Raw genomic sequence first — 25,360 nt, 5'->3', positions numbered from 1 at the left:
TATCTGCTGTTTACGCACGCTCATGACAGCACATAGGCGACAAAAACTCTAGAGATCGAGGAGCGATTGCATGATCAGCCTGACCATCGACGGCAACGTCGCCGAGATTGTCCTCAACGCGCCGGAGAAGCTCAATTCCCTCAACGAGGAGGCGCTCGCCGAGCTGTCTGATGCGTACGACGACGCTGCCTCCGCTGCAGCGGATGGCCGGGTCCGTGCCCTGCTGCTGCGCGGCGAGGGCCGGGCGTTCTGCGCGGGACGGGACATTGCCGGCGTCGAGCCCGAAACTGACGACGCCGTCGCCTACCTGGACGGTCTGGTCACCCCGCTGCTGAAGAAGATGTCAGCTTTTCCTGCGCCCACCTTCGCGGCCGCACAGGGTGCGTGCCTCGGGGTGGGGCTTGGGCTCCTTATCGCGACGGACGTTGTCTACGTGGCCGACTCCGCGAAAATCGGTTCCCCATTCGCGAAGCTCGGCGCAACACTGGATTCCGGCGGGCACTGGCTGTTCACTGAGCGGTTGGGTGCGCACCGCACGCTCGACCTCATATACACCGCAGACCTGATGACCGGCGCGGACGCGGTCGCAGGTGGACTCTTCAGCAGGGTCTTCCCGGCCGGGGAACTGCTCCCGTCCACAAGGTCCGCCGTCGAGCGTGTCGCGGAAGGCGCCACGGGAGCATTCCGGGCGTCGAAGAATCTGGTGGCATCGATCCGGGACCGGAGGCTTGGCCTGTGGGAATCAGTGACTGACGAAAACGCTGCCCAGGGTGAACTGTGCAGGAGCACCGATTACGCCGAGGGATTTCGGGCCTTCCAGGAGAAACGCCCGCCGATCTTCAGGGGCTGATGCAAAGGTGCCGTGTTTATTACACGGAAGCAACCACTTACGCAACGGTTTGAACTCAATACTGCGTAATCTGCGCAGAACTGGCCCCATTCGTCATTTCGTGGCATTTACTAGGACTTGTGGCCGGGGAGTCTGTCGGGGGGCCTCATGGGGGACGGTGACATTCAGAACGGGATGTCACCTACAGTACGGCGGACACCTCGGCCACACCTCTTCTTCAGCACCAGAGACGTCCGGAAACCGGGCCTGTCTTCATGCCCGGGACCAACTGATGACCGGTTTGCTCGATTCCCGAAGCCAGCCCGGTTTCCCACCGTCTCTAAGCTTACCCGTATATCTTAACTTGCACTCTGATATATCTGTCTTATACTAGATTGGATCCGCCGGAGGATTGATCGCTAACTCAATGAGGAGTGGAAACAGCATGCAGCAACTGGCGCACCGGCTCGAACGTCTGGGCACCGAAACCGCCTTCAGCGTCGCCCAGGCCGCGGCCGCCTGGAAGGCGAAGGGGAACCTCGTGTACCCCTTCCATCTCGGCGACATCAACATCCCGACGGCCCCGCATATCGTCGAGGCGATGAACCGGGCTATTGCCGACGGCTATACGGGCTATTGCCCGGGCCCCGGAATCCCGCAGCTGCGCGAGGCCCTCGCCGACGATATTGGGTCCCGCCGAGGTGTCGAGTTCGCACCCGACAACGTCGTAGTGATGACGGGCGGCAAGCCTGTGATCACGAAGTTTCTGCAGGCGGTCATGAATCCCGGCCAGGAAGTGCTCTATCCCAACCCGGGCTTCCCGATCTACGAATCGCAGATCGAGTACCTCGGCGGCACGGCCGTGCCGTACCGTTACCTGCCAACGAGCCAGGGCTTCGCGATCGATCTCGACCAGGTGCGCGCAGCGATCACTCCGAATACTGTCGCAATCATCTACAACGACCTGCAGAACCCCATCTCGGCTGAGTCGACGTCGGCCGAGCGGGAGGCTATCGCACAGCTCGCGCAGGAGCACGACCTCTGGGTACTCTCCGACGAGGCATACTTCGAGACACGCTATGAGGGTGTCTCGAACTCCATCGCGTCCCTCCCCGGGATGGCGGAGCGCACCGTGATCCTGTACACGTTCAGCAAGAAGTTCGCCATGACCGGATCCCGTCTGGGCTGCGCAGTAGCCCCGATCGAGATCGCCAAAATTCTCAGCACACTCAACACCAACGACGAGTCTTGCACGACGCACTACGTGCAGTGGGCCGGCATTGAAGCGCTCCGTGGCACCCAGGAGCCCGTCCAGCAGATGCTCGACATCCTCCGGGAGCGCCGCGATGCCGCCTGCGAACTCGTGAACGACATCTCCGGCATGCAGGTCGCCGTGCCGAAGTCGACTTTCTACCTTTTCCCCGACGTCACCGAGGTCATGCAGCGCATGGGTTACACGGCAGTCGGCGATTTCGCCTCCGCCGCACTGCACGAGACCGGCGTCTCCTTCTGCACACGTGAGCACTTCGGACGCCGTCAGCCCGGCGAAGAGCGGCAGTACATCCGGCTCGCCTACTCGGGCATCGGCGTCGCCGATATCCGCGACGGCCTTGGCCGCCTGCGCAAGTGGATCGAGACGGCGTGAGCCGGGTAGTCGTCACGGGACGTGTACCCGAAGCCGCCATCGAGAAGCTTCGTGCCGAGCACGAGGTCGACGCCTGGGAGGGTCCGGAGGCGATTGGGCGGGAGGAGCTCCTGCGCCGCGTAGCCGGCGCCGACGCCGTCGTGAGCCTGCTCACCGAACGCATCGACGCCGAGCTGCTCGACGCCGCCGGCCCGCAGCTCAAGGTGGTCGCGAACGTCGCCGTCGGCTATGACAATATCGACGTGCCTGCCTGCACCGAACGGGGCGTCGTGGCCACCAACACCCCGGGTGTGCTCACGGACGCTACAGCCGACATCGCGCTCGGCCTGATCCTGATGGCGACCCGCCGGCTCGGTGAGGGGGAGCGGCTCATCCGCTCCGGCCAGCCCTGGAAGTGGGGGATGTTCTTCCTGCTCGGCACCAGCCTGCACGGCAAAACCCTGGGCGTCGTCGGTATGGGCGGCATCGGCCAGGCGACCGCGCGCCGGGCCAAGGCCTTCGGCATGGAGATTGTCTACCAGTCGCGCAGTGAGATCGATCCGGAGATCGCCGCCGAGCTGGGCGCCCGGCGGGTGGATCTCGACGAGTTGCTGACCGTCTCCGATGTCGTTTCCCTGCATTGCCCCTACGGGCCTGCTACGCATCATCTGATCGGTGCCGAACAACTGGCGGCGATGAAGAGCTCGGCGTACCTCGTCAACACGGCGCGCGGACCAATCGTCGACGAAGCGGCGCTCGCGTCCGCGCTTCGCGAGGGACAAATCGCGGGTGCCGGCCTGGACGTCTATGAGCACGAGCCCCGGGTGCATCCCGGGCTGCTGGAGCTCGACAACGTGGTGCTCCTGCCTCATCTGGGGTCCGCCACGGTGGAGACGCGCACCGCGATGGCGATGCTCGCCGCCGACAACGCCCTTGCCGTGCTCAGCGGCGAAGGACCGCCCGCCCCAATCAACTAGCAGATACGAGTACGAGCCCCGTCCAGAAAGGACGGGGCTCGTACTCGTTAATGTCGTACTTCGTTAGTGTACGGCGCAGTGTTAGGCAACAAACCTAGCGCGTATCCATGTCCTCGAACACGAGGAAAGTCTGGGTATCCAGCACACCCGGCATGGACTGCAACTGATCGAAAATGACCCGGCGGAGATCCACATTGTCTTGGGCGCGCACCAGCAGGATGACATCGAAGTCCCCGCCCACCAGCGCAATGTGGTGAATCTCGGGGATGGCCCGCAGCTGCTCCCGCAGCTCCCGCCAGGAGTGCTGGCGGACCTTGAGGGTTACATACGCGGAAGACCTGAGACCAGCCTTGATCGGGTCGATCAGAGCCGTGAACTTGGTCAGTACCCCGGTTTCTGTCAGTCGGGAGATGCGTGAGTAGGCATGTGCCCGCGAGATATGGACGTTCTCGGCAACGGCAGTAACGGAGAGCCGGCCGTCGCGGGTGAGTTCGGCGAGGATCTTCCGGTCGACCTCGTCGAGGGACTGCTCTGCCATCTGTCTACACCCTTGTTTGTTATCCAGCTCACAATGTCAATCTGTCCGCGATAAGTCGCGTTATGAAGCCATTCTTCCATGATATTGGGTTCTTGTGGATACGAAACTGGTCGCAAAAGCATAATTGAGGAACAGATATTGTTCCCCGACCATCCGTCGGGGGACGCCAGGCAGAGAAGCCGTCCTCAGGTCGTGACGGCTGAGGAGGCAGCATGACCATTTCAACCGGCAGCTCCGCCAACCAGTACGGCGAATCCATGAAGCGCTCGGGGCACCGTAGCAGCGACATGGGCCCCACAGCGGAGGAATACATGCTTCCGTCCCCCCAACCGGTCCAACTCGTAGACCCGGAGGGCGAACACGTCCACAACGACCGCTACCCCCTGCCCGACGGCGAAGCGCTCCTCGCTGCCTACGAGAAGCTCGTGGTGGGCCGGCGCATCAACGACCAGGCCAATGCCCTGGTCCGGCAGGGCCGGATGGCTGTCTACCCTTCATCACACGGGCAGGAGGCATGCCAGGTGGCTGCCGCCGTCGTTCTTGAGAAGGATGACTGGCTTTTCCCGACATACCGGGACACAGTTGCGGTAGTCACCCGCGGCGTGGATCCCCTCGAAGTGCTGACACTGCTGAGGGGCGACTGGCATGCGGGCTACGACCCGTACAGGCACAAGACCGCGACCCAGGCAACGCCGCTTGCCACCCAACTGCTGCACGCTGTCGGTGTGGCACACGCAGCCAAGCTGCGCGGCGAGAACACGGTGGTGCTCGCCCTGTGCGGTGACGGAGCCACCAGCGAGGGGGACTTCCACGAGGCCCTGAACTTCGCTGCCGTATTCCACGTTCCGGTGGTGTTCCTCGTGCAGAACAACGAGTACGCCATCTCGGTGCCGCTGAAGCACCAGACCGTGGCCCCGTCGCTTGCCCACAAGGCGATCGGCTACGGCATGCCCGGTGAACGCGTGGACGGCAATGACCTGGCAGCCATGTTGTCCGTGCTCGGCAAGGCTGTGGACCGCGCACGCGACGGCGGAGGGCCCGCTCTCGTGGAGGCCCACACCTACCGGATGCAGGCCCATACCAACGCGGATGATCCGTCGAGGTACCGCTCGCAGTCCGACGTCGACCAGTGGGTGCCGAAGGACCCGATCACCCGCATGCGTACGTACCTCGGCAACCTCAACCTGCTCACATCGGATGGCGAGCAGCGCATCGCTGAGGCCGCCGAACGGACAGCAAGCACCCTCCGCGACGGGCTCAACTCGGATCCGGAGATCAACCCGGCCGATCTGTTCGAGTACGTCTACACCGAGAAGACGAGCCAGCTGCGCGAACAGGCGGCGCTCCTGGCCGAGGAGCTCTCAAGGGAAGAGGCGTAGCAATGACCGAGACCGCAGTCCGACCCGAACCGGCTGAGAAGGCCGCCCGCAACACCCAGGCGGGGCCCCAACCGCTCACCTTCGCCAAGGCCCTGAACACCGCGTTGGCCGACGCCATGGAAGCCGATTCCTCAGTCGTCATGTTCGGCGAGGACGTCGGCCCGCTCGGCGGAGTCTTCCGGATCACCGACGGGCTGACAGCCCGCTTCGGGGAGGAACGCTGCTTCGATACGCCACTCGCGGAGGCGGGAATCATGGGCATGGCGGTAGGCATGGCGATGAACGGCATGCGTCCCGTCGTCGAAATGCAGTTCGATGCCTTCGCCTACCCTGCCTTCGAACAGGTGGTGAGCCATGTGGCGAAGATCCCCAACCGAACAAAAGGCAAGGTGAAGCTGCCGCTGGTCATACGCATCCCGTACGCCGGCGGCATCGGGGGAGTGGAGCACCACTGCGATTCCTCGGAGTCCTACTACGCGCACACGCCCGGCCTCACTGTGCTTGCGCCCGCCACAGTGCGCGATGCCTACCTGATGCTGCGTGAAGCGATCCGTTTTCCTGATCCCGTCGTCTTCCTCGAGCCGAAGAAGCTCTACTGGTCCAAGGAGACACTCGACCTGGATGAGCTGCGCAAGGAAGCCGACGACGCCGCGACCACCGGCGTGACCATAGGCCGTGCCGTCGTCGCCCGCTCAGGGACCGACGCCACCCTCATTGCCTACGGACCCTCCGTGCCGACCGCGCTCGCAGCCGCGGAAGCGGCTGCAGGGGAAGGGCGCAGCCTAGAAGTGATTGACGTGCGTTCCATCGTGCCGTTCGACGACGAGACCGTTACTGCCAGCGTGCGGAAGACAGGCCGCGCCGTCGTTATTGCAGAAGCGCCGGGGTTCGCGTCGGTGGCATCGGAAATTGTCGCCCGCGTCCAGGAGCGCTGCTTCCATTCGCTCGTCGCCCCGGTGCGGCGCGTGACCGGGTTCGACATTCCGTACCCTGCACCGAAGCTGGAGCACTACTTCCTGCCCAGCGTCGACCGAATCCTCGACACCGTTGACGAACTGCAGTGGGAGGACGCATGAGCGCGGAAACAATCTCACCCTCCGTCAAGGTGTTCCTGCTCCCAGACCTCGGTGAAGGACTGACCGAGGCCGAACTGGTGAACTGGCTCGTAGCCGAGGGCGACTCCGTAACCGTCGACCAGCCGGTTGCCGAGGTCGAGACGGCGAAGTCAATGGTGGAGGTTCCCTCTCCCTTCGCCGGCGTCGTGACCCAGTTGCACGGCGAGGCAGGAAGCACCATCAACGTCGGTGCCCCTCTGATCTCCGTGCAGCCGGCCGGTGCTGCAGCGGAACCGTCCTCACCCGAGTCAGTTCCCCATCCTGAGGCTGAGGTCTACCGCGAAGAAGAACGCGCCGGTGTCAGCGTGCCCACGGACGCGGAGGTCGCTGCTGCGCCCGCGGCGGACGAGGAGAAGGCAGATAACGCCGCAGAGTCAAACGGAGGATCAGGCAACGTCCTGATCGGTTACGGGACTCCCGGAACCGGAACGGGTGGCCGGACCCGGCGTCGCAGGAGCGGGACAGCGCTAACTGCCGTGCTGGAAGGTTCGGAGCCCGACGCCGTTACGCGGGCCGTGGTGTGTATCTCACCGCTGGTGCGCAAACTGGCGCGGGACGCGGGACTGGACCTTCGGTCAATCAAGGGCAGCGGAGCCGACGGCATGATCCTGCGCCGCGACGTCGAGCGCGCCCTGGAGGATTCCGCCGGAACGCCGACACCGCAGCGTGAGGGCGGACAGGCCACTGCGGAGGAGGACGACCAGGATCGCCGGACCGGTCTGCGCGTCACAGACCGGGTCCCCGTTCGCGGAGTACGGAAGGCCGTGGCCGAGGCCATGACCCGCAGCCGCCGCGAGATCCCCGAGGCCACCGTATGGGTGGACGTCGACGCAACCGCACTGGTGAACCTGCGCGCCGACCTCAAACGCCGCCAGCCGGACGCCACGCCCGGGCTGCTGGCCTTCGTCGCGCGGTTTTCGCTGGCCGGCCTGGCACGGTACCCGGAACTGAACACCCGCATCGTCGACAGCGCTGACGGGAGTCAGGAGATCCTGAAGTTCGACGGCGTGAACCTCGGCATCGCCGCCCAGACCGACCGGGGACTTCTGGTCCCCGCCGTTCAGCGCGCCGACAGGATGAGCGCCCGGGAACTGGACGCTGAGATCCGGCGGCTGGCCGCCGTCGCACGCGAGGGCAAGGCCACCCCGGCTGAGCTCACATCCGGGACATTCACGCTGAACAACTACGGCGTGTTCGGGGTGGATGGCAGCGCCGCGATCATCAACCACCCGGAGGCTGCAATCCTTGGTCTGGGCCGGATCATCGACCGGCCGTGGGTTGTGGACGGTGAGCTGGCTGTGCGGAAGGTAACCGAGTTGACGCTGACCTTCGACCACCGGGTGTGCGACGGCGGTGTGGCAGGAGGATTCCTGCGCTACGTTGCCGATGCAATCGAGAACCCGGGTGGAGCCCTCGCCGACCTCTAGCTAGCGCCTACCTGACGGTAGGCGCTACCGGCCCCCCCGGGGCTCGCTGCGCTCACTCCGGGTCCCTGCCGATAGCGCCTGCCGGCCCCCCGGGGCTCGCTGCGCTCACTCCGGGTCCCTGCCGATAGGCTTAGGAACAGCCGCTACCGGAGAGGAACCCATGTCCGAGGAACAAATCGAACAGTCCCATCCCTGGAAGCAATTGGGGGAGGGGGTATGGATACTCCGGACCGATCCGCTGGGTCTGAACACGGGACTCGTGGTTGGAACGGAACGGGCGCTCGTTATCGACACGGGAGCCGGCCCGGGTCAGGCTGCACGGATCATGGACGCTGTGCGCCAGCTCACCGACCTGCCGCTCGTTGTTGTGAACACGCACTCCCACTACGACCATGTCTTCGGGAACGCGTATTTCGCTGCGCACGGCGTGGAGGACTTCTGGGCAACCGACCGGTGCGCCGCCGTCGTCAGCGAAAGTGCCGAGAAACAGCGGGTCGAAGTTGCCTCGATCGAGCCGGCGATGGCTGCCAACGAGGGCGAGCACACCGCTATCCATCCCGCCAACAGGCACGTTTCCGGATCGCCGGTTGACCTGGACCTTGGCGGCATTTCGGTGACGCTGTTCCACCTCGGTTTCGGCCACACCGACAACGACCTTTTGGTTGCAGCCGGGAACGTCCTCTTCACCGGAGACCTGGTGGAGGAAGGGGCGGATCCGGGGTTCGAGGACTCGTATCCGGCGGAGTGGCTCCGGACGCTGGGTAAGATCGCAGCGCTCGAAGACCTGTACGACGTTTTCGTCCCGGGCCATGGTGCGCCGGTCGATGTCGAGTTCGTGCTCACCCAACTGAACAAGATGCGCAGTGCGGTTCGCGTCACGAAGATCGCCATGGACGAAGCCTCAACGGACATGACCAAGGCCATCCCTATCCTGCCGTACGGCCCCGAGCAGTCGCGGGCGCTATTGACCCGCCTGCGCACCCTCGCGCACTGGAAGTGGCTGGAGCGCCAGAGCAGCAAGGGGTGACAATGGCGGGATAAGTGGCTCCAGCCGGGCGTCGATCTGTTCCAGCAGGGCCGCGGCTGTCTCCGCTTCAGTTCCATTTGCGTCCACCAGCGTGTATTCCCCGAAGCGAGGGAGCCGCCGGTAGGAGGCGTCAAGCGCCGTGAGGAACTCGAGGGTTTCCACGTCCGTGTTCCGGGAAGCGATGCGCTCCTGCGCCGTCTCCGGTTTCACGCTGAGGTAGACCACCAGATCTGGTTGCGGCAGTACGCGCAGCAGCCACGGCAACAGTACGCCGGTCGGCAGACCCCGCACCTGCCGCAGGGCCAGCTGGCACTGCAGGTGACGGTCGTAGAGAACGACGCCCCGCCGTCGTCGTGTCTGCAGGGTTGACCGCAGCACCGCCAGAATGCGGACTGACGTTTCGATCGAATCAAGCAGGCGCGTGCCCAGCAGCGCCTCGGCCGTACGCGAGTGCCGTGACGCGCAGCGGTCGAGGGTTCGCCGCCCACCGGGGTTGCGGAACAGCTCCGCCTCCATGCCCCGCTGATGCAGCTGACGAACCACTGCACGCGCGGCTGTTGTTTTCCCTGCCCCGTCTATTCCGAGCAGCACCACAACAGGAACCTGCGGATTCCTTGGAACACCGGTCATTTTTGCCTCTCGCGGGTGTATCTTCGAAACAATCATCGCAGGGGCGACTGAATGGATACTGACACCGCCATCACGCAATCCTCTGGGCTTCCCGTGACGAAGACACTGTGAGATGGGATAAATGCTCCCGGGGAAGCCGGTTGTGGATCCCGCCGGAATGGAGAGCCATGAAAATCCCACGCAGCGCGCTTGGCCTGAGTCTTGCACTTGTGCTTGTTGGAGTCGCCGGATGCGGTTCGGGTGATCAACCGACCGGCGAGGCTCCGCCGGCTGAAACCACCAGCGAAGCAGAAGCCACGGCTGAAGCTACAGACGAGACAACCACAGCCGAGGAACCCGCCTCCTCCGAGGAAGCGTCGGAGGAGCCCACAGAAGAGGCGCCGGCCGAGGAAATTGTCATCACCATCCGCAACTTCGAGTACGAGATGCCCGAAACCGTGCCCGCCGGTGCCGAGATCACCGTGGTCAACGAGGACACAGCCCCGCACACCGTGACCTCCACCGAGACCGAAGACTTCGACGCCGTCGCCAAGGGTGGTGAGACTGTCACCTTCACCGCGCCGTCAGAGCCGGGTGAGTACCCCTTCGTCTGCACGTTCCACGCGAACATGTCGGGAACGCTGGTGGTAAGCAGCGATGGCTAGCGCGGCGGCACACGGGCGGCGTGTCAGCCGCGGACGGTCGGCTCCGCAGTTGATCGGTCTCCGTGTCCTCATCGCGCTGGGGCTGGCGATCGACGCGTACGTGCATTTCCTCCTCGCGCCGACCTACGAGTTGGCCTACCCGGACGGGATGGGCGGAGGGACTCTCTTCCGCATCCAGGCCGTGGCGGCCATCATTGCGGGTCTCTATGTACTGATCCGCGGAAGCCGCCTGTCCTACGCAATCGCGGCCCTTGTTGCGCTGTCGGCGTTCGCCGCCGTCGTGCTGTCTGCCTACGTCCAGCTGCCGCAGATAGGGCCCATACCGGCGATGTATGAACCTGTGTGGTTCTTCGAGAAAACCCTGAGCGCAGTCGCCGAAGGAATCGCAGGAGTGCTCGCCGTCATCGGATTCTTCCTGCTGAAGCGGAAGGATGCCGCACTGCGCTAGTTTTGAACGGTGCGCCAGGAACCGTTCAACCTTCGAAAAATAGCAGTTGGCGCCTACGGTCCCTCACTCCTGTACGGCGCCGCAACGGGTTCGATCATCCCGGTCATTGTGCTCTCGGCCACGGAGCTGGGCGCGAACGTCGCGACGGCGGCACTGATCCTCACGCTCACGGGGATCGGATCGCTTGTCACCAACGTCCCGGCCACCCTGATCACCTCCCGCTTCGGCGAGCGGTGGTCGCTAGTGGCGGCCTCGCTCTGGTGCTCTGCCGCGATGATCCTTGCACTCGTCGCGACGAACCTCGCCGTCTTCGCCACCGCCATCTTCATGATCGGCATGGCCGGAGCCGTGTTCGGGCTCGCCCGTCAGAGTTATCTCACCGAGGCGGTGCCCGTTCACTTCCGTGCCCGCGCGCTCTCGACCCTGGGCGGAGTGACGCGGATCGGCGTCTTCCTCGGTCCGTTTGCCGGTGCGCTCGCGATGAGTTTCCTTGGGCTCGACGGCGCTTACTGGGTTGGCGCTGTCACCACCGTCGTTGCCGCTGTGCTCAGCTTCCAGGTCCCCGAACTGGGCGGACCGCGTGCGTCCCGACGACGGGATACCTCCGACCTTGCCGTAGCCGTACCGACCCTCCGGACAATCTTCCGAAGCCACGCGCGGATTTTCGGAACCGTCGGCCTCGGGGTACTGCTGATCGCAGCGGTCAGGGCCACAAGGCAGGCTGTCCTCCCGCTCTGGGCCCAGGAAATCGGTCTGGACCCGACGACGACGGCCCTCATCTACGGTGTGTCCGGCGGGATCGACATGCTCATCTTCTATCCTGCGGGCAAGGTGATGGACGTCTACGGCAGGCGCTGGGTCGCAGTGCCCTGCATGCTGCTCATGGGTACGGCACTGCTCCTGCTGCCGCTGACACAGGATGCGTTTGGCCTGCTGGCCGTGGCGCTGCTCATCGGATTCGGTAACGGTATCGGCTCCGGGATCGTGATGACGCTGGGGGCGGATTTCTCGCCGTCGCCGGGTCGGCCGCAGTTCCTTGGCATCTGGCGTCTGCTGTCGGACATCGGGACCATGGCGGGCCCGGGAACCGTGTCCCTCGTTACAGCGGCGGCAACGCTCGCGGGCGGAATCTGGGCCACCGGTGCGCTGGGCCTGCTGGGAGCGCTCGTGCTGTGGCGGTGGGTGCCGCCGTCAGAGAGCCGGAAGCTGCTGGTGCGTTAGGACTTGCGGAGCCGCGCCTGCGAGCCGAACAGCCAGCACGCCGTGCCGCTCAGCGTGTAGCCCACGCCGACAATGAGTGAAAGGCCGGACCAGAAAAACAGCGGAACCCCGGCAGTGCCGGGCACAGGAGCGGGACCGATTGCCTGCACATACATGTACAGGCCGAGTGACAGTGCCAAGGAAAGCAGGCCCGGGATCCAGCACAACGCCAGCCACACCCGGGATGCGCCCCAGGATTCGCCGAAGCCGTCCCAGACGTTCCAGGGATTGCCGGTACGCATGATGAGGAGACCGCCGATGAGTGTCCATGCACCGACCACCAGGTAAGCGGCCACGACGTCGGCGGGCCGGTGCCACAGATTGATGAAAGTTGCGGCTCCCGCCAGGACGGAATAGGAGCCGCCGGCGGCGGCCGCGAAGGGGCGCCAGCGGGGGGACACGACAAGGAATATAGCCGCTGCGGCCGATGCGGCCAGGGTGGTGTGCCCGGAGGGAAGCGAGTTGAAGTCCAGGGTAGGCACGCCCCGGTCCGGACGGTCGAAAAGGAGGTTCTTCAAAATCTGCGTAGTGAGATTGGCGCCGATGATTGTGCCGAGGGCTATACCGGCCGCGGCCCACCGCCGTCGTCCGAGTGTGACGAAGAGGATCACCACTGCCGCGATGAACACTGAGATCATCGGCAGGCTGTCGAGCAGTTGTAGAAAGGGCCCTCGACTGTCCGGTGCGGCGATGCCCGCTTCCGCCCAGGCCGATTCATCCGCAAATTGCCCTGTCGTGGTGCGCACGAACGCCCAGTACGTCCAGCCCAGAGCGACAAAGCACCCGATCGCGCCGAGGACAAACAGCACGGGGTGTCGTGCGGCAGTTGAGAAGCGGCGTGACTTGGTCGGGTGCTTGGTGCTCACCTGATTAACACTTACACGATCCCGGGTTGGTTCCTGAACAGCGCGCCCGTACTGTTCGCCAAACGGGTCCGCCCGCACACCTTCCGGCGTGCGGGCGGACCCGTGTCAGGTGGTGCGGCGCTACCGCCTGGTGACGGGTACCGTGATGGATCCGCCGGCCGAGGACGTAATCTTCGCTTGCGACGTCGCGGTGGCGTTGGAGTTACGAACGCGGATGGTCCAGCTGCCGTCGGCCAGGACCGTTGCCCGTCCGATGAGGGTGCCGTTCGCATCGACCGCTGTGATGGTGTTGTTTGCGGTAATGCTTGCGCTTCCGCCGATCCGCCACTCACGCTTGTCGGCACGGTACTCCGCGGTCGCCGTGAGCTGGTCCTCGGGAGTGACCGTGGAGGAGGCACCGCTGCCGAAGGTCCCGGGCGGGCTGTCACCGGCAGCGCTTGTTGCAACGAGCTTCAGGTTGTACACGGTTTCGTTGGTCAGCCCGTTCAGTACCGCGCTCCGTCCTGCAGCGTCCGTCTTGACTTCAACAGCTGCGCCCGAAAGCGGCGTAGCCGTCAGGACATAGCCCGTAACCGGCGTGTTTCCGGCGGTGGCCGGCTGCCACTCAACGGTCGCGCTCTCGTTGCCCGCGGTCACCCGCACAACGTTGGGAGGAGTCGGTGCGGTCAGGGTTCCCGCCTTCGGGGTGAAAAGAACCGGTTCAGCTGCGGTGTTGCCCGCCGCGCTGTTCGCCGTCACAACGAAGCTGTGCTCCGTTCCGGGGGTAAGGCCCTCGAGCGTTGCCGATGTGGCACCGCTCCCGACTGTGGTTATAGCAGCTTCCGTCGTCCCGGACATCGCCGTGACGGTGTAGCCGGTCACGGCAGAACCGTTCGCGGCCGCCGCGGTCCAGGAGATCTCGGCTGAACCAAGCAGCGAACCATCCTTGACCGCTACGTCGCCCGGAGCCGACGGTGCAGTAGCCGCAGGCGGCGTTTCGACGGATGTGACCGTGACGGTGCCGGCCTCCGCGGCGGTGCTTGCCTGTCCGTTGAGGGCAAACACCTGCACCGGATACGCCTGGGCATTGACCAGTCCACGGATGGTGGCGCTGGTGGCTTCCGCCCCGACCTTCACGCTCACTTCCTGGCCCAGGGCCGTGTCTACCGCGACTACTTCGTAACCGGTGATCGCGGGGGCGTCAGCAGGAACGGTTGCGGCCTTCCAGGTGACATTGATGCCGTTCTGTCCGGCTGCGCTGGCGAAGGCTTCAGTAGGAGGGTTGGGAGCCTGTCTAGCCGGCCCGGCGGGGCATCCGCCGAATCCCGGTCCGTCAATCTCCTTGAATTCGGAGATGGTCAGGCCCAGTTGGGCTTCAACATTTGCCGGCTCGGCCTGCCAGCTGGCTACTGAAGGATCACCGGCGAAAGCTGTGTCCTGCTCCGCCTTGGAGAAGAAGCCGTACGTGACCTCGAATTGCCCACCCGCCGCCGTGCCGTCCACGGTGTAGGTTGCAGGCGCCTCGTCGGTCGGCCAGCCGATCGCCCGCTCGCCGATGCCCATGGCTCTCATATCGGGGTTGACGATTTCAACTCCCATGCGGGCGAGGTCAACGTCTGGACCATAGGTGCCCTTGACAACAACTGTGCCTTCGACGTCGCCAGCAACATCCGGCGTTGCTGTGCCGTCAACGGATTCAACGGAAGTGATCAGCGCCGTTCCTGCAACCGCCCCGTCGCTGCTGCCATCTTCGAATTCCGCCGTGACGACGTCGAGGCCGGTGATGTTGGGGGTGACCACGTCCCAGCAGGACCCCCCGGGGTGATTGACCTCGAAGAAGCCATCATCACCGACCACCCCGTGTGAAATGCCGATGAGGTTCCCCCCGCGGGTGACCTTGATGGCGACGTCCTGGCCTGCCTGGGCGGTGTAGCCCTCGATGGCGACCATGTCCCGCTTGGTGAAGATCTCGATGTTTCCTGGTCCGATGGGAGGATTTGCCGCCATGACGACGGTCGCGCTGCCGGCAATGAGCATCATTGTAGTGCTTCCCGCGAGCAGTCCGGTAACGCGTCTCCTGGAAGACGGGGTACCTGTAGCACCGGGAGAAACGTGACTGTGTAACTTCATCACGAATCCTTTCCTAACGGAGCTCGCAGGCCCCGAAATAGTTCGCTGCAGGACGGACGCCTGCTTCCGTTAGGATCGTCCCGGGATCTTGGGAATTTCTTGACTGGTCGTTATGACTACGCTGATTCAATGGAGCAACCCACTGCGGATGAGCTGCTGGCTTCCGCACACGTAGTCTCAGTCCCCATGCGCGTCCGCTTCCGCGGAGTCACCCATCGGGAGGCGCTGATTCTGCGCGGACCGCGGGGCTGGGGCGAGTTCTCGCCTTTTCCCGAGTACGACGACGCCGAGTCGGCTTCCTGGCTGCGCGCGGCGGTCGAAGCCGCGTGGGAGGGCTTCCCTGGGCCGGTGCGGAGCCGCGTCCCGGTGAACGCCACTGTCCCCGCGGTGGCGGCGGCCGGCGTCGAACCCATACTGGCGCGGTTCGGTGCCGTGAGCGCTGTCAAGATCAAGGTGGCGGAGCGCGGGCAGACGCTTGACGACGACGTCGCCCGCGTCGCTGAGGTGCGCCGCCTCCTTCCGGAGGCGAAGCTGCGTGTTGATGCCAACGGCGGCTGGGACCCGGCCGATGCCCTTCCAGCGCTCGAGGCCCTCGCTCCCTTCGGACTTGAATACGCCGAGCAACCGGTCATGGGTACTGCTGATCTGCGGGCCGTCCGGCTCGAAGTACGGCGACGCGGTCTCCCGGTTCTGATCGCGGCGGATGAGGGTGTCCGCAAGGCGGAGGATCCGCTCCGCGTCGCCCGGGAGGACGCGGCGGATCTGATTGTCGTGAAGGTTGCACCACTCGGCGGCGTCCGGCGTGCGCTGGACATCGTGGCGCAGGCGGGCCTTCCCGCCGTCGTAAGTTCCGCTCTGGACACCTCGGTCGGCATCCGAGCGGGGGTGGCGCTCGCCGCGTCGCTGCCGGAGCTGCCCTACGCCTGCGGACTGGCTACCCTCTCGCTGATGGACGGTGACGTGTCGCCCGAGCCCCTGTTGCCCGACGGCGGCTGGCTGCCGGTGCGCCCGGTGACTGTTACCGAAGAACTCCTTCAGCGCTTCGCGGCACCAACGGACCGTACTGCCTGGTGGCTGGAACGGTTGAAACGGGTACACACGATTCTCGAATCCGGGGCTTAAACGGCGAAGGCCGGGGTATGCGGTTCATGCACACCCCGGCCGCGTCCGCGGAGGTTACTTCCGCAGGCCCTTGCCGTTCTTGCCGCGGAAGACCTGGACCACCGAGGGACGGGGTGCAGGGGTTCCGTCATACGGGAACAGCGAGGTGTGGTTGCCCCACGAGCCGTCCTCACCCGGGTGCTGCACGGCGACGAAGATCATGCCTTCCTGGTCGTGGATGACCGGTCCGCAGGTTTCGGCGTCCCGTGGCACGGAGAGGAACTGCTCGACCTTGCCTCGGTCGGCGCCCTCAAGGGTCACCTTGAAGAGGCCGTCGTTGTAGCCGATGCCGGACGGCGCGCCGTCGGTGGAGATCCAGAGGTTGCCCGCTGAGTCGAAGGCCACGTTGTCCGGGCATGAGATGGGGGAGACCTGATCCACCGGGTAGCCGCTGAAGTAGGTCACGTCGCCCTGGGCAGGATCACCGCAAACCATCAGCAGGTTCCAGTTGAAGGTCGAAGCCGTGGCGTCGTTGTTGGTTTCGGTGATCTCGACGATGTGGCCGTCGCGGTTCTGGGTGCGGGGGTTGGTTTCATCGGCGGCAGGGTTCGAGCCGACACCACGGTTCGAGTTGTTGGTGCACGCTACGTAAATCCGCCCGGTCACCGGGTTTGGCTCAACGTCTTCGGGGCGGTCCATCTTGGTGGGGCCGACCTTGTCCGCGGCCAGACGGGTGTGAACCAGCACCTCCTCGATGCTCATGCCGGGAACGGCGCTGCGTCCGCCGCGGGTGAGCGGAATCCACTCGCCCGTGCCGTCGAAGGAACCGTCGGAAGGCACTGCACCCGAGCCGTCGATCTCGGCCTCCGAGTTGCCGCGGAACCGTGCGACGAACAGGTCACCGTTGGCGAGGAGCGTCTTGTTGTGCTCGCGGTTGCCTTCGATGTGCTTGTCGCGTGAAACGAACTTGTACAGGTAGTCAAAGCGCTCGTCATCGCCCATGTAGGCCACAACGTGTCCGTCGGCGTTGAGCCGGACGTTGGCGCCTTCGTGCTTGAAACGGCCCATGGCAGTGTGCTTGACCGGGGTCGAGGTGGGGTCCATCGGATCGACCTCAACGATGTAGCCGAAGCGGTTCGGCTCGTTCCTGTAGCCTTCGGTGGACGCGTCGAAGCGCTCCTCGTCCAGGTGCCAGCCGCGGCCGGGATTGGTGCTGGTGATCCCGTAACGGCGCTGTGCAGCGGTGGGGGTTCCCACCTTGAAGTAGCCTTGGAAGTTCTCTTCGCCGGAGAGGATGGTGCCCCAGGGTGTGGTGCCGCCGGCGCAGTTGTTCAGGGTGCCGAGTACGGTGCGTCCCTCGGGATCCGCAACAGTTTTGACGAGATCGGAGCCGGCAGCAGGACCGGTGAGCGTGAACGGCGTCGACATGGTGATCCGACGGTTGAGCTTGCCGGTGCGGGTGTACCTCCAGGGGAAGCCCTCGCTCTTGCGCTCGAGTTCGACGACGGCCATGCCGTGGGCGTTCTTCGCGATTGCCCGGATGGTGGCGGCATCGGTGCCTGGAGGGAACATGATGCTCTCGTTGGTGTACTCGTGGTTGGCCACGAGAACGGCACGGGTGTTCTTCCTGTCCAGCGGCAGAATGTCCAGGTAGTCGTTGTTGTAGCCGAACTGGCCTGCCTGTGATTCCGGAGTCTGGTTATGGATGTCGAACTCGGGCGCTCCCGGCAGAATGGGATCGCCCCAGCGGATAATCGGCTCCCATGAGTACGTCTTCGGGACGGTGAACTCATCGACGGATGCGGGCACGGGGGCGATGGCGGAGAACTGCAGGCGTCCGCCGGCCTTTGCAGCCGGCGAAAGACCCTGGGCGCCCGGTGCCTGGTTGACGGCGTTCGCGCCGAGCAGCAGGGTCAGCGCGCCGACAGCGCCCGCACCGAGCACGTTGCGGCGTGAGTATTCGGCGGAGACGATGTCGCGCATGTAGCTGTTATTCGACGTGTTGCAGACGTCTTTGGCGCACGCGTTGTCACACTTCAGCGCGCAGGTAACCGCGCTTCGTTTGCCCTTCACATGGTCCAGCATGGGCAGGAAGCGGCGGCGGGATTCGATGGTCATGGGAGTGTTGCCTTCCGAAGATGAACGGTCGAATCTGAGGCTGTCAGTGCCACCTGTCCCGGCGAGGACTATCAGGTGAACCCGGGGTAAATAGTTGGGCGCCCGGGGGAAGCAGGGTCATCAGTGAAAGGATGGACCGGTGAAGTCGATCGAATCAGCCCGCGCCGTTGTTCGGGCGCTGCACAACTCCGGAATCACCGACGTCGTTCTTGCCCCGGGATCACGCAGCGCACCCCTTGCATACGCCCTGGCGGAGGCAGCCGAACACGGCGGGCTCCGACTCCACGTTCGCGTGGATGAGCGGGTGGGTGGATTCACCGCACTGGGACTGGCGCTCGGGTCCCAGCGTCCGGCTGCCGTCGTCACCACCTCCGGCACCGCCGTGGGGGAATTGCTCCCCGCTGTGATGGAGGCCAACCACGCTGCGGTGCCCCTTGTGGTCCTCTCCGCAGACCGGCCGGACGAGCTGCGCGGAACCGGCGCCAACCAGACCACGCGCCAGGTGGGCCTGTTCGGCGTGCACACCCGTGCCGCACTCGACGTTCCGGCAGGCACTGATCCTTCGCCCTACGTTGCGCGGGCGCTCGCTGAGGCGCGCGGAGCCAACGGCCCCGCGGGACCGGTGCAGGTGAACCTCGCGTTCCGGGATCCGCTCGTGCCGGACCTCGACGAGGTGCGCGGTCCCGCCGAGACGCAGCCTCTTGGCGCCGTGCCGATGGTCCGGACAACAGAACCAGCGGGGACCGCGGCGCCTGCTCCGAACGACGCCGCCCGCACTGTTGTGCTCGCGGGGCACGGAGCAGGGGAGCTGGCAGCGGTGTTCGCGCAGCATCTGGGCCTCCCGCTGCTGGCGGAGCCGTCGTCGAACGCGCGGTTCGGCTCGTCCGCCATCGGCGCGTACCGGCTGCTGCTCGAGCAGTTCGGGCCGCGGATCGAGCGGGTCGTTGTCTTCGGGCGGCCGACGCTCTCCCGGCCGGTGGCAGCGCTGCTCGCCCGGACGGACGTGGAGCGGGCACTGTATGTACCGGAACCGCAGGCGTGGTTCGAGGAGGGCAGGCGTCCCGAACGGATGATCAGCACGCTTGACGGGTTGGTGGCCTTCGCAGGGTGCGGCGCTGACGGATGGCTCGAGGAATGGCGGGAGGCGGGTGCCCGAGCTGAGGCCGCCCTTCAGCTGCACCTAGCCGACGAGCCCGCCCTCACAGGGCTGCACGTGGCGGACGCGGTGTGGGAGAACACTACGGACAACCTGGTGCTCGGGTCATCGAACCCCATCCGTGACATGGACCTTATGGCCTCCGGTGACTGGCACCCCCTCGAGGTGTACGCCAACCGCGGTCTGTCCGGGATCGACGGCACCATCTCGACCGCGACCGGCATTGCGCTTGCCGCGGGTATTCCCACGCGGCTGCTGGTCGGTGACCTGACCTTCCTGCACGACGCCGGCGGCCTCCTTCTCGGTACCGGCGAGGAGGAGCCGGACCTGCAGGTTGTTGTACTCAACGATTCAGGCGGCGGCATTTTCGGCCTCTTGGAGCACGGGGATCCCGCGACGGTGGAACGCTACGGACCCGCTGTGGAACGCCTGTTCGGCACGCCGCACGCGGCGGATCTCGCCGCCCTGGCGGCAGGCTACGGCGTTCAGCACCGGCTCACCAGTACTCCCGACGAGCTGGATGCTGTTCTGGAGCAACCGATCAGCGGCCGGTCGGTCCTGGAAGTCAGGATCGACCGCGCCGGGCTGCGCGATTTGCACGCACGGGTGAGGACTGCCGTGCGGAACGCCGTTGAGCGTTAGTTACCGGAACAGCCGGTAGGTCTGCCAGCCCTGACCGATGGTCGCGGCGGTTCCCCACCTGTTACCCGGCATCGGGTAGTACCTCAGCTGGCCGGTTGCTGTCGAGCGTGCCCTCAGCCCGTACGAACCCGGGCCCTGGAAACCGGAGATGGCAGTGAGGCTGTCCATTGACTGCCAGCCCTGCCCGATCACGCGCCGGGTCTCGTTCACGAAACCGCCGGAACCGTTGGAGCGGTACAGGGCGAGCTGGCCGTTGGACCGCGTGCCCAGAATGTCCTGGTTGCCGTCCCGGTCCCAGTCGGCCTGGGCGATCCCCAGGTTTTGCCACCCGTGTCCGATTCGAACTCCGCGCGACAGGGTGCCGCCTGCGGTGTTCGCGTAGTGCCAGAGTCCGCCTGTGCTGTCCTTGGCCACCACGGATGGGAAGCGGCTGTTCCGCAACCAGCGGCCCACCGTGACCTCGTGAGAGCCCCAGCCCTGGCCGATGCTGACCGGTGCCTGGAATCCTCCACCGAACAGGCCTCGGTACAGGGTCAGCCGGCCGTCGTTCCACTGGGCGACGAGGTCCTGGATTCCGTCGGCGTTCCAGTCCGTATTGAAGCCTGCCTTCAGCGAGGACCAACCGCCGCCAAGACGAGCCCTGGGACGGAAACCGTTGAGGTAGTTCGATGGATAGGTCCACAGGGCGCCGGTGGCGTCGGCGGCCACGACATCCGAGGAATGCTTCACCGAAGGATTGGAGCCGTTGTAGTAATGCTCCATGGTGGGGATGCCACGGGTTTTCATTTCGGTGGCCACTGACCGGCCGACATAGCGCAGGTGCCACGGCTCAAAGGTGTAGCCGGTGGTCGGCTGGTATCCGTCCGGGTACCTGACGATGAACCCGTACCGGTGCGCGTTCGCTGCAACCCAGCGGCCGCCGGGGGTGTTCGCGAAGCAGGCGCCGAGACCGCAGGATCCGTCCTGGTTGCCGACGTCAACCGCCAGCCCGGTTTGGTGTTCGCTGTGGCCGGGGCGGGCGGAGATGGTATCGGCAACTGCTTGACCGTAGAGGCTGACGTAATAGTTGTAGAGCGCAGCCTGCTCGTCGTACGAGCGGTAGGCGCTTATCAGGGCAAGCGGGGCGCCCGCACCGCGGGCGGCATTGAACAGGTTCTGGAGGTTGGACGACACCTCGCGCCGCACCAGGTAGCTGGTGCCCGGGTAGTACACGAGGTCCGGCGGAACGTATCTGAGTGGATTCAGGGGCCGGGACTTCGTCACCAGCACCTGGACGTTATTCGGATCGTTGACCGGGATGGCCGCATTGGCCGGTGGTGCGGTGAGCAATCCGGCGAGCAGAGTGAGACAAACAACGACGACGGCGGCGAACCGCGCCCTCAGGCGCGGACGTCCGGCGGTGAGTAACTCGGACATCGATTTCCTGGGGTAGGGGAGACCAAGCGGGTTGGTGCGTTTTATCTTCGCACGCACCAACCCGTTTAGGAACGGCCCCTTAAATCACAGTTAGAGAACCTTTGAGAGGAAGCCCTGCGTGCGCTCGTGCTGCGGGTTGCCGAGGACATCCTCCGGATTGCCCTGCTCCACCACGACTCCGCCGTCCATGAAGACCACGCGGTCGCCGACTTCCCGGGCAAAGCCCATCTCGTGGGTAACCACCATCATGGTCATGCCGTCGCGGGCGAGTTGCTTCATCACGTCCAGGACGTCGCCGACCAGTTCGGGGTCGAGCGCGCTGGTGGGCTCGTCGAACAGCATCATGTCCGGGTCCATGGACAGCGCACGGGCAATCGCCACGCGCTGCTGCTGGCCGCCGGAGAGCTGCGAGGGAAAGGCGTCTGCCTTCTCGGCGAGTCCCACCTTGTCGAGGTTCCGCCGCGCGACTTCCTCAGCTTCCGCCCTACCGCGCTTCTTCGCCCGGATCTGGGCCAGCGTGAGGTTGCGCAGCACGTTCAGGTGCGGGAACAGGTTGAACTGCTGGAACACCATACCGATGCGGGTCCGGACCTTGTCGAGGTCGGTGTCCTCGTCGGTGATGTCGACGCCCTCGACCATGATGGTGCCCGACGTCGGCTCCTCAAGCCTGTTGACACAGCGCAGCAGCGTGGACTTGCCCGAGCCCGAAGGGCCGATGACGCAGACCACCTCACCCTGGTCCACATGGAAGTCAATGCCCTTGAGCACTTCGTTGTCCCCGAAGGATTTGTGCAGATCGCGTACCTCGATGGCGGGCACGTCAGTTCTGCGGTGCGGTTCGGCCATGGCTTATCGGCCTCTCTTGTTGTGTCGTTCCAGCTTGGCAACCAGCTGGGTAAGGGGGAGGGTGATGACCAGATACATCAGCGCCGCGAGCACCAGGGGTGTTGCGTTGGCCTGCGATGACACGGAGTCACGGGCGAAGGTGGTGAGCTCGCGGTCGCTGAGGGCCATGCCGGCGATGAACAGCAGAGAGGTGTCCTTGATGAGGATGACCAGCTCGTTGGTCAGGGGAGGCGTGATGATCCGGAAGGCCTGGGGGAGGACTACGGACACCAGGGTCCAGGACGGCCGCATGCCCAGTGAGCGGGCTGCTTCGACCTGGCCCTTGGGCACGGCCTCGATGCCGGCGCGGATGGTTTCGGCGATGTAGGCGGCGGCGACCACGATGAGCGCGATCAGGCCGGCGCCGGCACTGCCGCCCGGAGGACGCCACTGGAAGGCGATCGGAACAGCGAAGGCGAATCCGAAGATCACCAGCAGGGCGGGGAGGCCGCGGAACAGTTCAATGTAGGCGGTCGCCAACCAGCGGTACGGGCCGACGGGCGAGAGCTTCATCAGGGCGAGGATGAGCCCGCCGATCATGCCTCCGACGAAGGCGATAGCCGTGTAGACGACCGTATTTTTCGCAGCGGTGGTGATGACCCCCGGGAAGGCCTGCGCGGCGACGTCAAGATCGAAGAAGTTTGAGCGGATCGCTTCCCAGTCGGCCAGGAACACAACGACGGCGATGGCGATGATGAAAATGGCATAGAGGACACCCCGGAAGAGCCGCTTACGGGTGGTGGGTTTCACGTGTTTTCTTACCTATCTTTCGGGAGGTGAACACGGCTGCGGCAGTCCCAGAACCTGGAACTGCCGCATATCCGTGGAGTGGTTACTTCTCCTCGAAGTAGGTGTTGTAGATCTCGTCGTACTTGCCGCTGTCACGCAGCCCGGCGAGCTCGGTGTTCACAGCTTCGACGAGGGTTTCGCTTCCCTCCTTGGGGAACGCGAACCCATACTGCTCGTCCGTCTCGAACTCGGCGGCGATGGTGTATGCGCCGTCCTCGGTGTGGTTCAGGTTGACGGGCAGATCCTGAAGGATCGCTGCCACGTTCCCCGCCTGGAGCGCTGAGTAGAGCTCCGCGTCACTGGGGAATGCCACCACCTCGGTGTCGGCCGGGACATTGTCGCGGGCGTATGCCTCACCGGTGGTGCCCTGCTGAACGCCCACGGATTCACCGGCAAGATCCTCGAGGCCGGCAATGGCGGAGTCCGCCGGAACCAGCAGTGACTGCAGCGAGTCGTAGTACGGCTCAGAGAAGGTCAGGTTCTCTTCACGGTCGGGGGTGATGGTCATGGCGCTGGCGCCGACGTCGCACTGCCCGGCAGCAAGCACGGCACCGGACTGGAGTCCGTCGAACCCGACGTCCTGCACGGTGAATTCAAGGTCAAGGCCAGCGGCGATTTCCTTCATCAGATCCATGTCGAACCCGACGTATTCGCCGTTCTCTTCGTACTCGAACGGCTCGTAGGGGATGTCGGAGCAGACAGTCAGCGTGCCGGGGGAGACAAGGTTCAGTTCGGAGCCGCCTCCGGCTGCCTCCCCGCCCTCCTCGGGCTCGGAGCCGCCGCCGCAGGCGGTAAGTGCCAGGGTGCCGATTGCCATAACGGCAAGCGATTTGGAAATCTTCGAAAACATGCAGTACCTCAGCTCAGGACGGAGTAAGAAAACGTCATGGACGATTCTAGCTGTTATGGAGATGTGCATCACAGGCTACAGCCATTGCCTATTGGTAACCAACAGCTTCAGGGAAAAGAATCAGGATCGTGATGGTGCCCGCAGGCCGAGCGCTTCGATCATGGGCCGGAACTTGCTCCACGTTTCCGCGAGTTCCGCCACCGGCTGGGAGCCCTCAACGATGCCGCAGCCGGCGTACATCCGAACCCGCGTGGGAGTCTCGACGACGGCACCGCGCAGGGCAATGCCCCACTCGCCGTTTCCATCGGCGTCCATCCAGCCCACCGGTCCGGCGTACGGTCCCCGTTCAAGGTGTTCCAGTTCCCGGATCAGCTCACCGGCAACCGTGGTGGGCGTGCCGCATACAGCCGCCGTAGGGTGCAGGGCCTCGACCAGAGCCAATGACGACGGCACGTTGCCGTCGCTGTCCTCGGCAAGTTCGGCGGTGACGTCGGAAGCGAGATGCCACACGTTGGGAAGTTCTAGGACGAAGGGCTCGCTGTGTGAGGTCATGGTCCGGGTGAACGGTTCCAGCTGCCGGGTGAGGGAGTCGATGGCGATCTCATGTTCGTGCTGCTGCTTCTCCGAGCCGGCCAGCACCCGCTCCGCGTAGCTGCTCTCCCCGGCCGGCGCCGAGGATCGGTCAAGGGTGCCCGCCAGAACCCGGGCGCGGGCGGTGTGGTTCTCGACCTTGATGAGCATTTCCGGTGTGGAGCCGATGAGCCCGTCCACCGAGTAGGTCCAGCAATCGGAGTAGCGGACAGCGAGCTCACGCAGCACCTGCGCCGCGGAAATGGGTGAACCGAGCTCGGCAACGACGTCGCGGGCCAGGACGAGTTTGCTCAGCTCACCGTCACGGATGTGCGCGACGCCGCGACTGACCGCCGTCATCCACTGCTCTTCGGTCAGAATCCCCGGAGCCAGCCGGTCGCCTGGGCAGGGTTTCCGTTCCGGCTCAACTTCGTCGAGGTAGGCGGCAAGCTCCGCTTCCGCAGCAGAGGCACTCACCTCCGCGTCGTCGTCGCCCGTGATGTAGGTGAGCCAGCTCTTACCCTCACTGCTGCCGACAACTATCCGCGGCACAATGAGACGGGAGAGGTGGCGGGAGGTCTTTGAGAAGGCAAAGGACCCGAACGACATCAACCCGGTGCCGGGCTGGCTGAGGGGATTGACGACGTCGGCAGCCGCGACGACCTCCCGCCACCATGCCTGCGCCTCGGCGAATCGGCCCGGTCCGGAGGTGGTGAAGCGCGCCGCCTCGCCGAAGCCGACAAGGCCTCCGCCGCGGCGGATCCAGGTGTGGACCTCATTGCGCACCACGTAATCGAGGAGGCCGGTGTCCAGTTGAAGGTCGCCCCGCTCAAAGGAAATGCTGCGAAGGGCAGGCGCCTGATCCAGCGGCGTCGCCACTGCAGCAGGGGACGGAATGCTCATGATGCACTAGCGTACTCCCGCGCGCTGTCCTCCCTGTTCCGTCCTGTCTGTTCAATT

The 25,360-nt window shown here is 65.0% G+C and carries 22 protein-coding genes; 12 read left to right on the top strand and 10 right to left on the bottom strand.

The features are described from left to right. Nucleotides 1–70: 70 nt before the first annotated feature. From AC4D1W_RS09120 to AC4D1W_RS09110, 3 genes are all read left to right on the top strand, one after another. Nucleotides 71–850 (top strand): enoyl-CoA hydratase/isomerase family protein, encoded by a 780-nt coding sequence (locus tag AC4D1W_RS09120; protein ID WP_490889898.1) that lies wholly within the window; start codon nt 71–73, stop codon nt 848–850. Nucleotides 851–1,274: 424 nt separating this feature from the next. After that, nucleotides 1,275–2,474: a pyridoxal phosphate-dependent aminotransferase gene (locus AC4D1W_RS09115; RefSeq protein WP_490898559.1), complete on the top strand. Its 1,200-nt coding sequence runs from the start codon at nt 1,275–1,277 to the stop codon at nt 2,472–2,474. After that, nucleotides 2,471–3,430, top strand: coding sequence for a 2-hydroxyacid dehydrogenase (locus AC4D1W_RS09110; RefSeq protein ID WP_490898558.1), 960 nt, complete (start codon nt 2,471–2,473; stop codon nt 3,428–3,430). Before AC4D1W_RS09115 ends, AC4D1W_RS09110 begins: the two co-directional genes overlap by 4 nt. A 94-nt stretch (nt 3,431–3,524) precedes the next feature. Here the strand turns inward: AC4D1W_RS09110 and AC4D1W_RS09105 are convergent, their stop codons facing one another. Continuing rightward, nucleotides 3,525–3,968, bottom strand: coding sequence for an Lrp/AsnC family transcriptional regulator (locus AC4D1W_RS09105; RefSeq protein WP_490898556.1), 444 nt, complete (start codon nt 3,966–3,968; stop codon nt 3,525–3,527). Between the two features lie 212 nt (nt 3,969–4,180). Here AC4D1W_RS09105 and pdhA point away from each other — a divergent pair, with 212 nt between their 5' ends. The 4 genes from pdhA to AC4D1W_RS09085 all read left to right on the top strand — a co-directional run bounded on the left by pdhA (nt 4,181) and on the right by AC4D1W_RS09085 (nt 8,916). After that, a complete protein-coding gene (pdhA, locus tag AC4D1W_RS09100; protein WP_490889892.1) occupies nt 4,181–5,347 on the top strand; it encodes a pyruvate dehydrogenase (acetyl-transferring) E1 component subunit alpha in 1,167 nt (388 codons plus the stop codon). Between the two features lie 2 nt (nt 5,348–5,349). Continuing rightward, on the top strand, nt 5,350–6,423 hold the full coding sequence (locus tag AC4D1W_RS09095; RefSeq protein ID WP_490898555.1) for an alpha-ketoacid dehydrogenase subunit beta: 1,074 nt from the start codon (nt 5,350–5,352) through the stop codon (nt 6,421–6,423). After that, the gene (locus AC4D1W_RS09090; RefSeq protein ID WP_490898554.1) at nt 6,420–7,889 is read left to right on the top strand and encodes a dihydrolipoamide acetyltransferase family protein; all 1,470 of its coding nucleotides are present in this window, start codon (nt 6,420–6,422) and stop codon (nt 7,887–7,889) included. Before AC4D1W_RS09095 ends, AC4D1W_RS09090 begins: the two co-directional genes overlap by 4 nt. A 160-nt stretch (nt 7,890–8,049) precedes the next feature. Further along, nucleotides 8,050–8,916, top strand: coding sequence for an MBL fold metallo-hydrolase (locus tag AC4D1W_RS09085; RefSeq protein ID WP_490898553.1), 867 nt, complete (start codon nt 8,050–8,052; stop codon nt 8,914–8,916). Here AC4D1W_RS09085 and AC4D1W_RS09080 read toward each other — a convergent pair. Beyond that, nucleotides 8,851–9,546, bottom strand: a complete 696-nt coding sequence (locus tag AC4D1W_RS09080) for a dTMP kinase (RefSeq protein ID WP_490889886.1) — start codon at nt 9,544–9,546, stop codon at nt 8,851–8,853. The two genes, AC4D1W_RS09085 and AC4D1W_RS09080, sit on opposite strands and share 66 nt — an antisense overlap. 167 nt (nt 9,547–9,713) lie before the next feature. On the opposite strand from AC4D1W_RS09080, the gene AC4D1W_RS09075 reads away from it, so the two are divergent. Genes AC4D1W_RS09075 through AC4D1W_RS09065 form a run of 3 tightly spaced genes read left to right on the top strand, consistent with a single transcriptional unit; the run spans nt 9,714 to nt 11,859 of the window. Next, nucleotides 9,714–10,190 carry a cupredoxin domain-containing protein gene (locus AC4D1W_RS09075; RefSeq protein ID WP_490889885.1) on the top strand — a complete coding sequence of 159 codons (477 nt, stop codon included), beginning with the start codon at nt 9,714–9,716 and terminating at the stop codon, nt 10,188–10,190. After that, nucleotides 10,183–10,638, top strand: a complete 456-nt coding sequence (locus AC4D1W_RS09070) for a hypothetical protein (protein WP_490889882.1) — start codon at nt 10,183–10,185, stop codon at nt 10,636–10,638. The genes AC4D1W_RS09075 and AC4D1W_RS09070 overlap by 8 nt, the downstream gene beginning before the upstream one ends. A 9-nt stretch (nt 10,639–10,647) precedes the next feature. Continuing rightward, a complete protein-coding gene (locus AC4D1W_RS09065; RefSeq protein WP_490889881.1) occupies nt 10,648–11,859 on the top strand; it encodes an MFS transporter in 1,212 nt (403 codons plus the stop codon). Here AC4D1W_RS09065 and AC4D1W_RS09060 read toward each other — a convergent pair. Both AC4D1W_RS09060 and AC4D1W_RS09055 read right to left on the bottom strand, forming a co-directional pair. After that, the gene (locus tag AC4D1W_RS09060) at nt 11,856–12,764 is read right to left on the bottom strand and encodes a phosphatase PAP2 family protein (protein ID WP_490889880.1); all 909 of its coding nucleotides are present in this window, start codon (nt 12,762–12,764) and stop codon (nt 11,856–11,858) included. The two genes, AC4D1W_RS09065 and AC4D1W_RS09060, sit on opposite strands and share 4 nt — an antisense overlap. A gap of 120 nt (nt 12,765–12,884) precedes the next feature. Further along, entirely contained in the window at nt 12,885–14,783 is a 1,899-nt protein-coding gene (locus tag AC4D1W_RS09055) for a fibronectin type III domain-containing protein (RefSeq protein ID WP_490898552.1), read from the bottom strand. A 219-nt stretch (nt 14,784–15,002) separates the two neighbouring features. On the opposite strand from AC4D1W_RS09055, the gene AC4D1W_RS09050 reads away from it, so the two are divergent. After that, complete coding sequence (locus AC4D1W_RS09050; RefSeq protein ID WP_490889875.1) at nt 15,003–15,995, top strand: o-succinylbenzoate synthase; 993 nt, start codon at nt 15,003–15,005, stop codon at nt 15,993–15,995. A 54-nt stretch (nt 15,996–16,049) separates the two neighbouring features. Here AC4D1W_RS09050 and AC4D1W_RS09045 read toward each other — a convergent pair whose 3' ends face one another. Next, the gene (locus tag AC4D1W_RS09045; RefSeq protein WP_490898551.1) at nt 16,050–18,092 is read right to left on the bottom strand and encodes a PhoX family protein; all 2,043 of its coding nucleotides are present in this window, start codon (nt 18,090–18,092) and stop codon (nt 16,050–16,052) included. A 139-nt stretch (nt 18,093–18,231) separates the two neighbouring features. Between AC4D1W_RS09045 and menD the strand changes: the two genes are divergently transcribed. Further along, nucleotides 18,232–19,890, top strand: a complete 1,659-nt coding sequence (gene menD, locus AC4D1W_RS09040) for a 2-succinyl-5-enolpyruvyl-6-hydroxy-3-cyclohexene-1-carboxylic-acid synthase (protein ID WP_490898550.1) — start codon at nt 18,232–18,234, stop codon at nt 19,888–19,890. On the opposite strand, the gene AC4D1W_RS09035 is transcribed toward menD, so the two are convergent. The 5 genes from AC4D1W_RS09035 to AC4D1W_RS09015 form a co-directional block, all read right to left on the bottom strand. Beyond that, a complete protein-coding gene (locus AC4D1W_RS09035) occupies nt 19,891–21,306 on the bottom strand; it encodes a D-alanyl-D-alanine carboxypeptidase family protein (protein WP_490898549.1) in 1,416 nt (471 codons plus the stop codon). It lies immediately after the preceding gene. A 90-nt stretch (nt 21,307–21,396) separates the two neighbouring features. Continuing rightward, on the bottom strand, nt 21,397–22,152 hold the full coding sequence (locus AC4D1W_RS09030) for an amino acid ABC transporter ATP-binding protein (protein ID WP_490889867.1): 756 nt from the start codon (nt 22,150–22,152) through the stop codon (nt 21,397–21,399). 3 nt (nt 22,153–22,155) lie between these two features. Beyond that, entirely contained in the window at nt 22,156–22,941 is a 786-nt protein-coding gene (locus tag AC4D1W_RS09025; RefSeq protein ID WP_490898548.1) for an amino acid ABC transporter permease, read from the bottom strand. Nucleotides 22,942–23,023: 82 nt separating this feature from the next. Continuing rightward, nucleotides 23,024–23,830: a transporter substrate-binding domain-containing protein gene (locus tag AC4D1W_RS09020; protein ID WP_490889864.1), complete on the bottom strand. Its 807-nt coding sequence runs from the start codon at nt 23,828–23,830 to the stop codon at nt 23,024–23,026. Between the two features lie 120 nt (nt 23,831–23,950). Beyond that, on the bottom strand, nt 23,951–25,303 hold the full coding sequence (locus AC4D1W_RS09015; RefSeq protein WP_490898547.1) for an isochorismate synthase: 1,353 nt from the start codon (nt 25,301–25,303) through the stop codon (nt 23,951–23,953). Nucleotides 25,304–25,360 lie beyond the last annotated feature (57 nt).

The organism is Arthrobacter sp. TJ-170 (assembly GCF_058269305.1).
This window is presented reverse-complemented; position numbering and strand designations above follow the sequence as displayed.

Coding starts and splice junctions, on each gene's coding strand:
- AC4D1W_RS09115 (WP_490898559.1), top strand. CDS start 1,275: ATGCAGCAACTGGCGCACCGGCTCGAACGTCTGGGCACCGAAACCGCC.
- AC4D1W_RS09070 (WP_490889882.1), top strand. CDS start 10,183: ATGGCTAGCGCGGCGGCACACGGGCGGCGTGTCAGCCGCGGACGGTCG.
- AC4D1W_RS09045 (WP_490898551.1), bottom strand. CDS start 18,092: ATGACCATCGAATCCCGCCGCCGCTTCCTGCCCATGCTGGACCATGTG.
- pdhA (WP_490889892.1), top strand. CDS start 4,181: ATGACCATTTCAACCGGCAGCTCCGCCAACCAGTACGGCGAATCCATG.
- AC4D1W_RS09055 (WP_490898552.1), bottom strand. CDS start 14,783: ATGATGCTCATTGCCGGCAGCGCGACCGTCGTCATGGCGGCAAATCCT.
- AC4D1W_RS09080 (WP_490889886.1), bottom strand. CDS start 9,546: ATGACCGGTGTTCCAAGGAATCCGCAGGTTCCTGTTGTGGTGCTGCTC.
- AC4D1W_RS09030 (WP_490889867.1), bottom strand. CDS start 22,152: ATGGCCGAACCGCACCGCAGAACTGACGTGCCCGCCATCGAGGTACGC.
- AC4D1W_RS09085 (WP_490898553.1), top strand. CDS start 8,050: ATGTCCGAGGAACAAATCGAACAGTCCCATCCCTGGAAGCAATTGGGG.
- AC4D1W_RS09095 (WP_490898555.1), top strand. CDS start 5,350: ATGACCGAGACCGCAGTCCGACCCGAACCGGCTGAGAAGGCCGCCCGC.
- AC4D1W_RS09015 (WP_490898547.1), bottom strand. CDS start 25,303: ATGAGCATTCCGTCCCCTGCTGCAGTGGCGACGCCGCTGGATCAGGCG.
- AC4D1W_RS09050 (WP_490889875.1), top strand. CDS start 15,003: ATGGAGCAACCCACTGCGGATGAGCTGCTGGCTTCCGCACACGTAGTC.
- AC4D1W_RS09105 (WP_490898556.1), bottom strand. CDS start 3,968: ATGGCAGAGCAGTCCCTCGACGAGGTCGACCGGAAGATCCTCGCCGAA.
- AC4D1W_RS09075 (WP_490889885.1), top strand. CDS start 9,714: ATGAAAATCCCACGCAGCGCGCTTGGCCTGAGTCTTGCACTTGTGCTT.
- AC4D1W_RS09090 (WP_490898554.1), top strand. CDS start 6,420: ATGAGCGCGGAAACAATCTCACCCTCCGTCAAGGTGTTCCTGCTCCCA.
- AC4D1W_RS09020 (WP_490889864.1), bottom strand. CDS start 23,830: ATGTTTTCGAAGATTTCCAAATCGCTTGCCGTTATGGCAATCGGCACC.
- AC4D1W_RS09120 (WP_490889898.1), top strand. CDS start 71: ATGATCAGCCTGACCATCGACGGCAACGTCGCCGAGATTGTCCTCAAC.
- AC4D1W_RS09035 (WP_490898549.1), bottom strand. CDS start 21,306: ATGTCCGAGTTACTCACCGCCGGACGTCCGCGCCTGAGGGCGCGGTTC.